Source organism: Pseudomonas sp. ASL8, from assembly GCF_056680355.1.
In genome coordinates this window covers 262,784-274,896 of sequence record NZ_CM155278.1, presented here as the reverse complement: position 1 = coordinate 274,896, position 12,113 = coordinate 262,784, and the positions used below count along the sequence as shown (strand labels likewise).

13 protein-coding genes are annotated in these 12,113 nt (G+C 59.0%); 8 read left to right on the top strand and 5 right to left on the bottom strand.

The window, feature by feature from the left end; genetic code table 11:
• Nucleotides 1-2 precede the first annotated feature (2 nt).
• The 3 genes from lptF to AC1MEA_RS01290 form a co-directional block, all read right to left on the bottom strand.
• On the bottom strand, nucleotides 3-785 hold the full coding sequence (gene lptF, locus AC1MEA_RS01300) for a lipotoxin F family OmpA-related lipoprotein LptF (RefSeq protein ID WP_480918081.1): 783 nt from the start codon (nucleotides 783-785) through the stop codon (nucleotides 3-5).
• 73 nt (nucleotides 786-858) lie between these two features.
• A complete protein-coding gene (locus AC1MEA_RS01295; RefSeq protein WP_480916416.1) occupies nucleotides 859-1,272 on the bottom strand; it encodes a DUF4398 domain-containing protein in 414 nt (137 codons plus the stop codon).
• 283 nt (nucleotides 1,273-1,555) lie between these two features.
• Nucleotides 1,556-1,900: a pilin assembly protein gene (locus AC1MEA_RS01290; protein ID WP_219061195.1), complete on the bottom strand. Its 345-nt coding sequence runs from the start codon at nucleotides 1,898-1,900 to the stop codon at nucleotides 1,556-1,558.
• Between the two features lie 249 nt (nucleotides 1,901-2,149).
• Between AC1MEA_RS01290 and ppc the strand changes: the two genes are divergently transcribed.
• The 6 genes from ppc (at nucleotide 2,150) to AC1MEA_RS01260 (ending at nucleotide 8,683) form a co-directional block, all read left to right on the top strand.
• The gene (ppc, locus tag AC1MEA_RS01285; RefSeq protein ID WP_480916415.1) at nucleotides 2,150-4,786 is read left to right on the top strand and encodes a phosphoenolpyruvate carboxylase; all 2,637 of its coding nucleotides are present in this window, start codon (nucleotides 2,150-2,152) and stop codon (nucleotides 4,784-4,786) included.
• 285 nt (nucleotides 4,787-5,071) lie between these two features.
• Complete coding sequence (gene adk / locus AC1MEA_RS01280) at nucleotides 5,072-5,719, top strand: adenylate kinase (protein ID WP_219061197.1); 648 nt, start codon at nucleotides 5,072-5,074, stop codon at nucleotides 5,717-5,719.
• Between the two features lie 86 nt (nucleotides 5,720-5,805).
• The gene (gene tsaB, locus AC1MEA_RS01275) at nucleotides 5,806-6,486 is read left to right on the top strand and encodes a tRNA (adenosine(37)-N6)-threonylcarbamoyltransferase complex dimerization subunit type 1 TsaB (RefSeq protein ID WP_219061198.1); all 681 of its coding nucleotides are present in this window, start codon (nucleotides 5,806-5,808) and stop codon (nucleotides 6,484-6,486) included.
• Between the two features lie 150 nt (nucleotides 6,487-6,636).
• Complete coding sequence (locus tag AC1MEA_RS01270; protein ID WP_219061199.1) at nucleotides 6,637-6,939, top strand: hypothetical protein; 303 nt, start codon at nucleotides 6,637-6,639, stop codon at nucleotides 6,937-6,939.
• On the top strand, nucleotides 6,936-7,805 hold the full coding sequence (locus AC1MEA_RS01265; RefSeq protein WP_480916414.1) for a DUF72 domain-containing protein: 870 nt from the start codon (nucleotides 6,936-6,938) through the stop codon (nucleotides 7,803-7,805). The genes AC1MEA_RS01270 and AC1MEA_RS01265 overlap by 4 nt, the downstream gene beginning before the upstream one ends.
• A gap of 47 nt (nucleotides 7,806-7,852) precedes the next feature.
• On the top strand, nucleotides 7,853-8,683 hold the full coding sequence (locus AC1MEA_RS01260) for an isocitrate lyase/PEP mutase family protein (protein ID WP_480916413.1): 831 nt from the start codon (nucleotides 7,853-7,855) through the stop codon (nucleotides 8,681-8,683).
• 15 nt (nucleotides 8,684-8,698) lie between these two features.
• Here the strand turns inward: AC1MEA_RS01260 and AC1MEA_RS01255 are convergent, their stop codons facing one another.
• Nucleotides 8,699-9,319 (bottom strand): energy transducer TonB, encoded by a 621-nt coding sequence (locus tag AC1MEA_RS01255; RefSeq protein ID WP_480916412.1) that lies wholly within the window; start codon nucleotides 9,317-9,319, stop codon nucleotides 8,699-8,701.
• A gap of 98 nt (nucleotides 9,320-9,417) precedes the next feature.
• Here AC1MEA_RS01255 and AC1MEA_RS01250 point away from each other — a divergent pair, with 98 nt between their 5' ends.
• Nucleotides 9,418-10,200: a class I SAM-dependent methyltransferase gene (locus tag AC1MEA_RS01250; protein WP_219061203.1), complete on the top strand. Its 783-nt coding sequence runs from the start codon at nucleotides 9,418-9,420 to the stop codon at nucleotides 10,198-10,200.
• Between the two features lie 66 nt (nucleotides 10,201-10,266).
• Here the strand turns inward: AC1MEA_RS01250 and AC1MEA_RS01245 are convergent, their stop codons facing one another.
• Entirely contained in the window at nucleotides 10,267-10,917 is a 651-nt protein-coding gene (locus tag AC1MEA_RS01245) for a TetR/AcrR family transcriptional regulator (protein ID WP_480916411.1), read from the bottom strand.
• 92 nt (nucleotides 10,918-11,009) lie between these two features.
• Here AC1MEA_RS01245 and AC1MEA_RS01240 point away from each other — a divergent pair, with 92 nt between their 5' ends.
• A complete protein-coding gene (locus AC1MEA_RS01240; RefSeq protein ID WP_480916410.1) occupies nucleotides 11,010-12,110 on the top strand; it encodes an efflux RND transporter periplasmic adaptor subunit in 1,101 nt (366 codons plus the stop codon).
• Nucleotides 12,111-12,113 lie beyond the last annotated feature (3 nt).

Sequence of the window (12,113 nt, the reverse complement as noted above, 5' to 3'; positions counted from 1 at the left end):
GATTAATGCATCGAAGAACGCGGTGCTACAGGCTGGTTGTCGTTGGAAATGGTGACTTCCACACGCCGGTTCTGTGCGCGCCCCGAGTTGCTGGTGTTATCGGCAACCGGGTATTCCTTGCCATACCCCTGGGCGACGATGCGCTCAGGACTGACACCCATTTTCACCAGAGCCATCCTTACCGAATTGGCACGACGCTCAGACAGCGACTGGTTATACGCCGCCGAACCGCTGCTGTCGGTGTAGCCTTCGACAATCACTTTGCGATCCGAGTTTTCCTGAAGGAATTGGGCAAGCTTGTTGATGTCGACCAGACCGCTTGATTTCAAATCGGCCTTGTTGAAGTCGAACAGCACATCGCCGAATGTCACCAGGGTCCCGCGCTCGGTTTGCTTCGCGTTCAGGCTGGCTTGCAGCTGCTTGATCTGGGCATCACGCGTATCCAGACGCGCTTGGGCACGTTGCCCGGCAGCGTTTTTCAGATCGCCTTCGGCGGTGCGCAGGTTAATGGTCTGCTTGGCGACTTCGACCCGCTGATTGGTCAGGTAAGCCAGTTGATCGACGCTCTTCTGGTCTTCCTTGCTCTGGTAGGCCTTGTCAGCCTTATCCAGCCAATCGCTGGCGTCCTTGGTTTCCAGCGCAGCCACTTTGCTGGCTTGCGGGTTGGCTTGCAGGGCCGAGAAGTTGGTCCGTGCTTGCTCAAGGTTCACGTTTGGCTGTGAAGAGCAGGCTGCCAGGCCAACGCTGAGCGCCAGAAGGGCAGGGATCATCAGTTGTTTACGCATCATTTTTTTCGTCCTTTAAATCAATTGCGAAGCACGTGATTACGAATGCACGAGGGAGTGGGCGAGGCCGCGCTTATTGCGAGGTACGCATGCCTTCCTCACGTAATTCATCAACGCCTTGATGGGCATCCTTGACCGCTCTCTCGGCTTTAGCCGCTTGAGCCTTGCGTTCAGCTACGCGGGCGTCCCATTCAGCCTGTTCGGCCAAACGTTTGGCTTCGTCGTATTTTTTGTCGTGCATGGCCATTTCTGCTTGCTTGAGCTTGTCCTGCGCCGATTTCATTTCCACGGCGGCAAACTCGGGTCCGCCAGCGCTTACGGCGCTGTTCACGGCCGATTGAGTCACGGCGTACTGCTCGGTCGGTGGGTTGCCAGCACAACCGGCCAGTACCAAGCTGCTGCCGAGGGCCAGCGCAGCAAGTTTCAACCCGCGCAGGTTGCTAAACGAGGTGTTGGCAGTGCTGATCTTCATGGTGTTCAACTCCATTGGGTAACTCCTGAGAACGCTTGATTTTCCATGACAGTCATGTGCCTGACGCGTGTGCAATAACAGTGTCCATGCCAACTGCTACCAGGGCTTTTCCTGTGATGGCTATTTGCTGTGACCTATTTGGTTTTTGAATAGTTCAGTCAGGTTTTCAAATGGATGATGTTTTGGATCCATTCCGCGGAGGCTCTAGCGTGAGACTCATGGGAGCGCGCGCAGGCAAGCCGACCGCAAAAGGCAGCCGGTATGCGAGGGTCAGAGAGGGCTGGGAACGACGCTGTAATCAGTTGTTTTGCGTGTCGGCCTGTTCGGTCAGATCATGCAGATAACGTCGCGACAGCGCGAGAAAGCGCGGGGTAGGACCAATGTCCTCGTAGAGTGGATCACCTTCTTCATCGGTGGCCACGACATGGTTGCCTTTCACATAGGGGAAGCTGGTTTCGAGCTCTTCGAGTGCAGCGCCAATCAGTTCGCCGAGCAACTCTTCGGGAAGACGTTTGGGGTACATCTCGGAAATAGCAGCCAGGCGAGCGGCAGATTCGACGTCCAAATGAATCGCATAGCCGGTTTTGGTCAGGCGTCCCTTGGCATTCTGTTCCCAGTGTTGTGCGAGCTCACGGATCTTCATATGGACCTCAGGGTTATTAACCCACTTGTGGCGGGTGCAATCGGGGCAGTAAGCCGTTGTGTGGCTCATTCTTGAGATTAGCTCTATCTGCGTAGAATGTTAGCCACAGAACAACAGCATACGGTTGCGCGCTTGTCAGAGCTTGCCGCTCTGTGCACTCTTGCTAGATCAGATTTTTGCGCGCTTGTTCAGTCTGATTTCTGTCACGACTGAGCGGCACCGGTCCAGAAACGCTGGAGAGAAGGGCTTATGGCTGATATCGATGTACGTTTGCGTGAGGACGTTCACCTGTTGGGTGAGCTGTTGGGCAACACCATTCGTGAGCAACACGGGTCTGAATTTCTCGACAAGATCGAGCGTATCCGCAAGGCGGCCAAAGCCGGGCGCCGTGATTCGGCGGCGGGCACCGAACAGCTGAGTTCAAGCCTGGACGAGCTGAGTGAGGATGAGCTTTTGCCGGTGGCAAGGGCGTTCAACCAGTTTTTGAACCTGGCCAATATTGCCGAGCAATATCAACTTATCCACAGGCGCGATGATTCCCAGCCTCAGCCCTTTGAATCCCGCGTACTGCCTGAATTGCTTGAGCGTCTGAAAAAAGCCGGGCATAGCCCCGAGGCATTGGCTCGACAGTTGGGCAAGCTGGAAATCGAGCTGGTGTTGACCGCTCACCCGACCGAAGTCGCGCGACGGACGCTGATTCAAAAGTACGACGCCATCGCCGAACAGCTGGCGGCGCTTGATCATCGCGACCTGAATGCCGCCGAGCGCGAACAGATCACTGTGCGTTTGCAGCGATTGATCGCCGAAGGCTGGTACACCGAAGAAATTCGCCGCACGCGTCCGACCCCCATCGACGAGGCAAAGTGGGGCTTTGCGGTGATCGAGCACTCGCTGTGGCATGCCATCCCCCATTACTTGCGCAAGGCAGATCGTGCCTTGCATGCCGCGACCGGGCTGCACTTGCCGCTGGAGGCCGCACCGATCCGGTTTGCCTCGTGGATGGGCGGTGATCGCGACGGCAACCCGAATGTCACCGCTGCGGTCACCCGCGAAGTCTTGCTTCTGGCGCGCTGGATGGCCGCCGACCTTTACCTGCGTGACATCGAACAACTGGCCTCTGAACTCTCTATGCAACAGGCCAGCGCCGAGTTACGTGCGGCGGCGGGTGATAGCGCCGAACCGTACCGAACCGTGCTCAAGCAACTGCGTGATCGCCTGCGAGCGACCCGTAACTGGGCGCAATCTTCCCTGGTCGTTACGCAGCCGGCGCCCGATAACATCCTGCAGAACAACCGTGATCTGCTAGAGCCGCTGCAACTGTGCTTTCAGTCGCTGCACGCGTGCGGCATGGGCGTGATCGCCGACGGTCCATTGCTGGACTGCCTGCGGCGCGCCGTCACGTTCGGTCTGTTTCTGGTGCGTCTGGATGTGCGCCAGGACGCCAGTCGCCACAGTGCGGCCATGACTGAAATCACCGACTATCTGGGCCTGGGTCGTTACGAGGAATGGGATGAAGAAACCCGCATCTCCTTCCTCTTGCGCGAGCTGAACAATCGGCGGCCTTTGTTGCCGAGTCACTTCAAACCGGCTGCCGATACCGCCGAGGTCCTTGCCACGTGCCGGGAAGTGGCGGCGGCACCGGCAGCCTCATTGGGCTCCTACGTGATCTCGATGGCGGGCTCGGCCTCCGATGTGTTGGCGGTCCAGTTGCTGCTCAAAGAGGCCGGGCTGCAACGGTCGATGCGTGTGGCGCCGTTGTTCGAAACCCTGGCCGACCTGGATAACGCGGGTCCGGCGATCCAGCACCTGCTCAGCCTGCCGGGCTATCGCTCGCGCCTGCATGGCCCGCAGGAAGTGATGATCGGGTATTCCGACTCGGCCAAGGATGCCGGCACTACGGCGGCTGCCTGGGCGCAATACCGGGCGCAGGAAAGCCTGGTGGAGATCTGCCGCGAGCAGCAGGTCGAATTGCTGTTGTTCCATGGTCGCGGCGGTACCGTCGGGCGTGGGGGTGGTCCTGCGCATGCGGCGATTCTGTCGCAACCGCCGGGGTCGGTGGCCGGGCGTTTCCGCACCACTGAGCAGGGCGAGATGATTCGCTTCAAGTTCGGCTTGCCGGACATCGCCGAGCAAAACCTCAACCTGTACCTGGCGGCGGTGCTCGAAGCGACCTTGCAACCACCGCCCATGCCAGAACCTGCGTGGCGGCAGATGATGGATCACTTGTCGGCCGACGGCGTCAGCGCATACCGCGCGGTGGTGCGCGAGAACCCTGAGTTTGTTGAGTATTTCCGCCAGGCAACCCCTGAGCAGGAATTAGGCCGCTTACCGTTGGGCAGTCGTCCGGCCAAGCGCCGCGAAGGTGGCGTGGAGAGCCTGCGTGCGATCCCATGGATCTTCGCCTGGACCCAGACCCGCCTGATGCTGCCCGCCTGGCTCGGCTGGGAAGCGGCGCTGGGCAAGGCACTCGAGCGTGGCGAGAGCGACCTGTTGGCTCAGATGCGTGAGCAGTGGCCTTTTTTCCGCACCCGTATCGACATGTTGGAGATGGTTTTGGCCAAAGCCGACAGCGACATTGCCCGAATGTATGACGAACGGCTGGTGGAGCCCCGTCTGCAACATTTAGGTGCGCACTTGCGCGACCTATTGTCGCAGGCATGCGCCGCGGTTCTGGGGCTCACAGGCCAATCTCGCCTACTGGCACATAGCCCTGAAACGCTCGAGTTCATCAGTCTGCGCAACACGTATCTGGACCCGCTGCATTTGCTCCAGGCCGAACTCCTGGCCCGTTCGCGCAAGCGTGAGGCGACTTTGGACAGTCCGTTGGAACAAGCGCTACTGGTGTCTGTGGCGGGCATCGCTGCCGGATTGCGCAACACAGGTTGAGGGTGTCGGGCGCTGCCCGGGGTGGGCGGCGCCTGTCATAAAGTGGCAAGATAGTGACCTTTGGCGACGCATCCTTATAAGGTTGCACCCAGTCGCAACTTTTGGCGGGTGTACTTTTGGGTGTCGGTACGCCACGAGTTGCTGCGACTTTTGGTAGCTTGTGTGGGGATAGTCTGCTGTGTATCTTGATCAGCCTTTAGCCAATCTTCGGCTGAATCCCTTTTTTGAGATTGGCCCCATGAGGCGAGTCTGACGATATCCATATAAAAATTGAGGAGCACATCGATGCGCGTGATTCTGCTGGGAGCTCCCGGGGCCGGTAAAGGTACTCAGGCACAATTCATCACCGAAAAATTTGGTATCCCGCAAATTTCCACTGGCGACATGCTGCGCGCGGCAGTCAAGGCCGGTACCGAGCTGGGCTTGAAAGCCAAGAGCGTCATGGACAGCGGCGGCCTGGTTTCCGATGACCTGATCATCGGCCTGATCAAGGACCGTATTGCTCAGCCTGACTGCGTCAATGGCGTCCTGTTCGATGGCTTCCCACGCACCATTCCCCAGGCAGAAGCCTTGGTAGAAGCTGGCGTGGAGATCGACAACGTGGTCGAAATCGCAGTCGATGACGAAGAAATCGTCAAGCGTATTTCCGGCCGCCGTGTTCACGAAGGTTCCGGCCGCGTTTACCACCTGATCTACAACCCGCCAAAGGTTGAAGGCATGGACGACGTTACCGGCGAACCACTGATTCAGCGCAAGGACGACGTCGAAGCGACCGTGCGTCATCGTCTGGAGGTCTACCACGCTCAAACCAAACCGCTGGTGGCCTTCTATCAGAAGCTCAGCACTGCGAATGGCAAGCCCAAGTGCAGCCATATCGAGGGCGTTGGTTCAGTTGAAGGCATTACCGCCAAGGTGCTGGCTGCTTTGAGCTGATAGCGCTTTTTGGTGATTAACTACGGCCCGCTTGCGGGCCGTAGTTGTTTATACTGCTGCACTTTTTCACCATGACGGAAACACCGATGACCACCTTGCTGGCCCTGGATACCGCCACTGAAGCCTGCTCTGTCGCCTTGCTGCACGATGGCAAAGTGTGGAGTCACTACGAGGTGATTCCGCGACTGCATGCCCAGCGCCTGTTGCCGATGATCAAGGATCTGCTGGCCGAGGCGGGGATTGCCCTGTCCGCTATCGACGCCATTGCCTTTGGCCGTGGTCCTGGCGCGTTTACCGGTGTGCGGATCGCGATTGGTGTCGTTCAGGGGTTGGCGTTTGCCCTGGAGCGCCCGGTGTTGCCGGTGTCGAACCTGGCGGTACTGGCGCAACGCGCTTTCCGTGAACACGGTGCCCGACAGGTCGCCGCCGCCATCGATGCGCGCATGGATGAAGTGTATTGGGGTTGTTACCGTGAAACAGCGGGTGAAATGCGTCTGGTGGGTGCCGAAGCCGTGTTGCCGCCGGAGCACGCCGGTTTACCTGCCGATTCGACGGGCGACTGGTTTGGCGCAGGGACTGGTTGGGGCTATGCTGATCGGATCGCGGTCAAGCCGGCAGAGCAGGATGCGGGAATGCTGCCCCATGCGCAGGATTTGCTGACGCTGGCCACCTTCGCCTGGCAACGTGGTGAAGCTATTGTGGCTGACGACGCGCAACCGGTTTACCTGCGTGACAAAGTGGCGACACCCAAAGCCCGGCCACTCTGAATCCCTGTGTCGTCGCAGCTGATACAAAAGCGACACTTTATCGGCGCTTTAGAACCTTTTGAGCACTATGTGGTCTAGTAATCGTTCGGATATTTGCCAAGTATCGTTCGTGCAGCTAGATTGCCATTATCAAACGCCGAGTACGCATCAATGCGCATAGACGGACCCTCATCACGCTCCTACCCCATAAAGCGCAAGCCTCGCAAAGGCACTGCGACGGTTGAGGGTTCCTTCGAGGAAGTGGACAGCGAGATCGAAGTTCCGTCCAAAGTGCCTGCCAAGTCGTCCCGCGCGCAAGCTTCAGCCACGAGCAACGTCCCGGCTCGCCAGCAAGACATGATATTCCCCCGCTCCGTCAGCAATCGCGTTGCCTATGCGCTGGCCAGTTATCTCACTACGGCCAGCTTTGTCGATTGGGATCTGGAAGTGTTGGGCCTCGATCTTCACGTTTGAATCCTCACACTCTCCCGTACTACCTCGGTTGCCCGTCCTGGAGTGAAAACGCTTGGCGTGAGTCGCTGTACCCCGAAAGTGCTCGCCCCAACGATTTTCTGGCTCTGTACGCGCAGGTGTTCAACGCCGTTGAAGGCAATACCACGTTTTATGCGCGGCCCTCGCCGGTCATTGTTCAGCGCTGGGCGCAAAGCCTGCCTGAAACCTTTCGCTTCACCGCCAAATTTCATCGCGACATCAGCCACGGCGGCGATCTGCGTCAACAGCTGCATGCCGCCGAGGATTTCATCCAGTTACTCGCGCCGCTGGGCCAAAGGGTCGCCCCCTTGTGGCTGCAGTTGCCCGCCAGCTTCGGGCCAACGCGTCTCGCTGAGTTGGTCAGCTTTATCGATGCTGTTGAGCGACCGCTAGCGGTCGAGGTCCGTCACTTGGCATTTTTTGCCAAGGGCGATGAAGAACGGATGCTCAATCGATTACTGCTGGACCGTGGTGTGGAGCGTATCTGCCTCGATCCTCGGGCGCTGTTCAGCTGTGTGTCGAGCGATCCTGCCGTGCTGCATGCGCAATCGAAGAAGCCCAAAGTCCCACCACGCCCTGCCGCCCTGACACAGTTCCCCCAGGTGCGCTTTATCGGCCATCCATTGCTTCAGGCCAACGACCCGTTTCTTGTGCCGTGGGTAGAGAAAGTAGCCAGCTGGATTGAAGAAGGGCGCACGCCTTATGTGTTCCTGCACACCCCCGACAACCTCCAGGCGCCAGACCTTGCTCGACGTTTTCATCAGCAATTGATGGCTCGTCTGCCCGGATTACCACCGTTGGCGACGTTGCAAAGAGAGCCCGTCGCGCAGCAACTGGGCTTGCTGTAAGGTCGATAGCTGCGACTATCAACCTTCAGTCTCCAAGGAGTGTGCAAATGGATTCGCAGTTACTTCGCGCCCAACTTTTCAAGTCCTTGCATGAGCGAGAGGGGGCTTTTGTCATCCCTAACCCCTGGGACGCCGGCTCGGCCAAGTTACTCGCTTCGCTGGGTTTCGAGGCGTTAGCCACGACCAGTGCGGGTCTTGCATTCACGCTGGGGCGTGCCGACGCAGAAGGTGCGGTCAGCCGACAGGAGACCCTGGATAATGTCGCCGCAATCGTCAACGCCACGGCATTGCCAGTGGCCGCAGACTTGGAAAACTGCTTCTCTGACAGCCCGGAAGGCTGCGCTGATACGATTCTGAAAGCCGCTGCATTAGGTATCGTTGGCGGCTCGATTGAAGATGCCAGTGGTCATGCCGACAACCCGATCTACGCCTTCGAATTGTCAGTGGAACGGGTCAAAGCTGCCGTTGCCGCAGCGCGCAGCTTACCGTTCCCCTTCATGCTGACCGCCCGCGCCGAGAACCTGCTGCACGGCCGTCTGGACTTCGCGGACACCTTGCGCCGTATTGAAGCCTACGCCGAGGCGGGTGCGGACGTGCTATTCGCGCCGGGGCTGCGTACGCGCGACGAAGTCATCGCCGTAGTGCGCGCCGTCGCGCCAAGGCCGGTTAACGTAATAATGGGGCTGAGCGGTGTGACGCTCTCGGTCGCTGATTTGAGCGCTTGCGGGGTCAAGCGGATCAGCGTCGGTTCATCTTTGGCAAGGGCTGCCTTGGGCGGTTTTTATCGCGCGGCTCAAGAAATCAGCCAGCAAGGCACCTTCACTTATGGCCAGCAGGCGCTGCCGTTCGCTCAATTGAATACGCTGTTCAGTGCATAGTGTTGGACGCGGTGTTTACGCAGCCATGCGCAGGTTTTGCAGAATAATAGGCCGAGCCCAGCCGTTTTCGTAATCCAGATGACTTTGCTGAGCGGCGATGGTCTCTGGCTCGAGGGGCAGGGCGGGCTTGTCTGCCAAGTCCCATTCGAACTCGGCGATGGGCAAGTGCAGCGGTTGCGGTTGCGGGCCGGGGCCAGGGTTTTCATCACGCTGCGGAGGGTTGAGCACCAATGGGCGGACCCAGCCGCTTTCAAAATTAAGCTGCCGCTGTTGCGCGATCATGTCAGCGACAGTGAATGGCTCGGCCGGCTTGTCCAACAGGTCGAGTTCAAACTCGGCAATGGGCAGGTGCAGATGTTCAGGGGGCGTACGCTGCACGTCGTCAACCGCGCAGTCACGCTGATCGACGATCTGCCCAAGGGTGTCAGTGTCACTCAGCGGTTCGCCGCTGGCGTTTGCTGCAAGGGTGCTGAACTCAGTCGAAAACTCGGTGTTATCGCCGATTTGCTCGGCCATCGCGCGGGCGAACGCATCCTGCCAGAGCTGGGTAACGCCGCTCAAGGCTCGGGAATTGCGGAGGCTGTAGTCGCCTGCGTGCGACAAATAGCCTATCGGTGAGGGTTGAATATCAGACATAGCGCTCAGTTGACCGTCCGGCTCTGGCAAAATGCCGGATATTCCTGTTATCGGCCAATGTTGCCGATCATTAACAAATTAGTTGAGCGTATGGGCACATGAGTGAGCAACACGCGGGCAGCCGCATCCGGGTTGAAGCCCTGACAAGCAACGGACACGCGCAGGCGCTGGACTGGGCACAACGTCTCGGCCTGCCGTTAGAAGACGCCGAAGCAGAATTCGCCCTGCAAGTGACGGACGACGGCTTACAGCTACAGCAATTGGGCGCCGACTCTTCGGGCCCGGTGCGAGTGGACTTTGTCGAAGGGGCTGTGGCCCACCGACGTTTGTTCGGTGGTGGCAGTGGGCAAATGATCGCCAAAGCGGTCGGCATTCAGCCCGGCGTTCGCCCTCGAGTGCTGGATGCGACAGCCGGGTTAGGCAAGGACGCGTTCGTGCTGGCAAGCCTGGGGTGCAACATGAGCCTGATCGAGCGTCAGCCGATCATCGCCGCCTTGCTTGAAGATGGCCTGGCCCGCGGCCTGCGGGATCGTGAAGTCGGGCAGATCATCGCCCAGATGCGTTTGCTGACCGGCAACTCCATCGACTTGATCCGCGCTTGGGAAGGCGAGCCTCCGCAAGTGATCTACCTCGATCCAATGTTTCCGCATCGGGAAAAAACCGCGTTGGTGAAAAAGGAAATGCGCCTGTTCCGGCCGTTGGTGGGCGATGACATGGACGCGCCGGCGCTGCTGGAAGCTGCACTGGCGCTCGCCACTCACCGAGTCGTGGTCAAACGGCCCCGCAAGGCCCCGTGCATCGATGGACCGAAACCGAGTTATGCGCTGGATGGCAAATCCAGTCGTTACGACATCTACCCGAAGAAGGCACTGAAGGGCTGATATCGCCTTTGCAGCCTTCGGTAACCTACAGGCGCCGCCGAAGGCTACGAATGGCCCCTAAGGCTCCTAAGGCCGATAAGCCCGCATAAACAAGCTCACGACTTCCTGAACATGGGCCTCGGCCTCCTGTTCATCCGGCAGCTCCCCGCAGCCAATCAGCAGGCGAAAATTGCAGGCGCCCTTGAGCAGGCACAGAAAGTGCTCGGCAGCGAGGTTTGGTTTGTCTATGCTCAGGCTGCCGGCTTTGTCGATCTGAGTCAGAAAACGCTCCATCTCCAGCAGAATTCGTTGGGGACCGGCCTCGAAAAAAATCTGCGACAGTTTCGGGTCCTGGCTGCCCAGTGCGACCATCAAGCGATGCAACGCCAACGAGTCAGGACTGTTGATCAGCGCGTAAAAGCCCCGACCAATCTTCGACAGCAATGCCTCTACAGGCATGCCGTGGGGGATCTCGAAAAACAGCTCGGGCAATTGCTCCTCACAGCGCGCCACCACCGCGGCGGAAAATAATGTCTCTTTATCGGTGAAATGGTTGTAAACCGTCAGCTTGGAAACCCCGGCTTCTGCGGCCACGGCATCCATACTGGTACTGGCGTAACCATTGCGCACGAACAGGTTTTTCGCGGCGTTGAGGATGGCTTGGCGTTTTGCCAGATCCTTCGGGCGGCCAGGGCCTGAAGCGCTTAATAAGGGGCGGGGTAATGAATTGTCAGGCATCGTCGTTTTAATAGTGGACTGGTGAGTTTGGTATTTCTTACTATACGCTTCAGTACAATAATTAAAGCATCCTTTGCCAAAGGTCCATCACCATGTTTCGCGATGCCTTGTCCTTTACCCTGCCAATCAGCCTGGTGTTTTTACTGGCTGCCTGTGGTCATGAAGAACCTGCCCTGCCCACCGTGCGCCCGGCCATGGTCGTGCAGCCACAGCCTTCATCGCAGTCGATGGACAGTTATCCCGGTGAAGTCCGCGCCCGGTTCGAGCCGGAGTTGGCGTTTCGTATAGCCGGCAAGGTGACCAAGCGTCTGGTAGAAGAGGGCGCGAGGGTCAAGGCCAATCAGCCGCTGGCCGAGCTGGACCCGCAGGATGTGCGCCTGCAACTGGAAGCGACCCGCGCTCAGGTGACCGCCGCCGAAGCCAATCTGCAACTGGTCCGGTCTGAGCGTGATCGCTATAAGACATTGATGGATCGGCAACTGGTCAGTCGGTCTCAGTTCGACAATGCCGAGAATCTGTTTCGCGCCGGTGAGGCACGGCTCAAGCAGATCAAGGCCGAATTCAATGTCGCTGATAATCAGGCCGGCTACGCGGTGCTGCGCGCGCCGCAAGACGGTGTGATCGCCCGGCGTCTGGTCGAAGTCGGGCAAGTCGTGGCGGCGGGGCAGACCATGTTTACCTTGGCTGCCGACGGCGAGCGCGAAGTCCTGATCAGTCTGCCAGAGCAAAATTTCGGGCGTTTCAAGACCGGTCAGGCCGTCACTGTCGAGTTATGGACGCAACCCGGTCAACGTTTTCCTGGGCGCATCCGTGAGTTGTCGCCTTCTGCCGATCCGCGTTCACGTACTTTCGCCACCCGCATCGCTTTTGCCGAGGGCAAAGTGCCCGCCGAGCTGGGCCAGAGCGCGCGCGTATTTATCCAGACCGAACAGACTGTCGCCCTGTCGGTGCCGTTGTCAGCGTTGACTGCCGAGAACGGCGTCAACTACGTGTGGCGGGTCGATGCCGATAACACGCTCAAGCGCGTTCCGGTGCGAATCGCTGCCTACGGTCAGGACAGCGTGCCCGTCCTCGAAGGCCTCAAGGCCACGGATTGGGTGGTGGCAGCCGGTGTCCATGTGCTGCACGAGGGCGAGCAGATACGGCCGGTGGATCGCAGTAATCGAGAAGTGAAACTGGCGGCGAAGGAGTAGGCA

Excerpts from the sequence above, each read along its gene's own strand:
- lptF (WP_480918081.1), bottom strand. The coding sequence starts at position 785 with ATGCGTAAACAACTGATGATCCCTGCCCTTCTGGCGCTCAGCGTTGGC.
- AC1MEA_RS01295 (WP_480916416.1), bottom strand. The coding sequence starts at position 1,272 with ATGGAGTTGAACACCATGAAGATCAGCACTGCCAACACCTCGTTTAGC.
- AC1MEA_RS01290 (WP_219061195.1), bottom strand. The coding sequence starts at position 1,900 with ATGAAGATCCGTGAGCTCGCACAACACTGGGAACAGAATGCCAAGGGA.
- ppc (WP_480916415.1), top strand. The coding sequence starts at position 2,150 with ATGGCTGATATCGATGTACGTTTGCGTGAGGACGTTCACCTGTTGGGT.
- adk (WP_219061197.1), top strand. The coding sequence starts at position 5,072 with ATGCGCGTGATTCTGCTGGGAGCTCCCGGGGCCGGTAAAGGTACTCAG.
- tsaB (WP_219061198.1), top strand. The coding sequence starts at position 5,806 with ATGACCACCTTGCTGGCCCTGGATACCGCCACTGAAGCCTGCTCTGTC.
- AC1MEA_RS01270 (WP_219061199.1), top strand. The coding sequence starts at position 6,637 with ATGCGCATAGACGGACCCTCATCACGCTCCTACCCCATAAAGCGCAAG.
- AC1MEA_RS01260 (WP_480916413.1), top strand. The coding sequence starts at position 7,853 with ATGGATTCGCAGTTACTTCGCGCCCAACTTTTCAAGTCCTTGCATGAG.
- AC1MEA_RS01255 (WP_480916412.1), bottom strand. The coding sequence starts at position 9,319 with ATGTCTGATATTCAACCCTCACCGATAGGCTATTTGTCGCACGCAGGC.
- AC1MEA_RS01250 (WP_219061203.1), top strand. The coding sequence starts at position 9,418 with ATGAGTGAGCAACACGCGGGCAGCCGCATCCGGGTTGAAGCCCTGACA.
- AC1MEA_RS01245 (WP_480916411.1), bottom strand. The coding sequence starts at position 10,917 with ATGCCTGACAATTCATTACCCCGCCCCTTATTAAGCGCTTCAGGCCCT.
- AC1MEA_RS01240 (WP_480916410.1), top strand. The coding sequence starts at position 11,010 with ATGTTTCGCGATGCCTTGTCCTTTACCCTGCCAATCAGCCTGGTGTTT.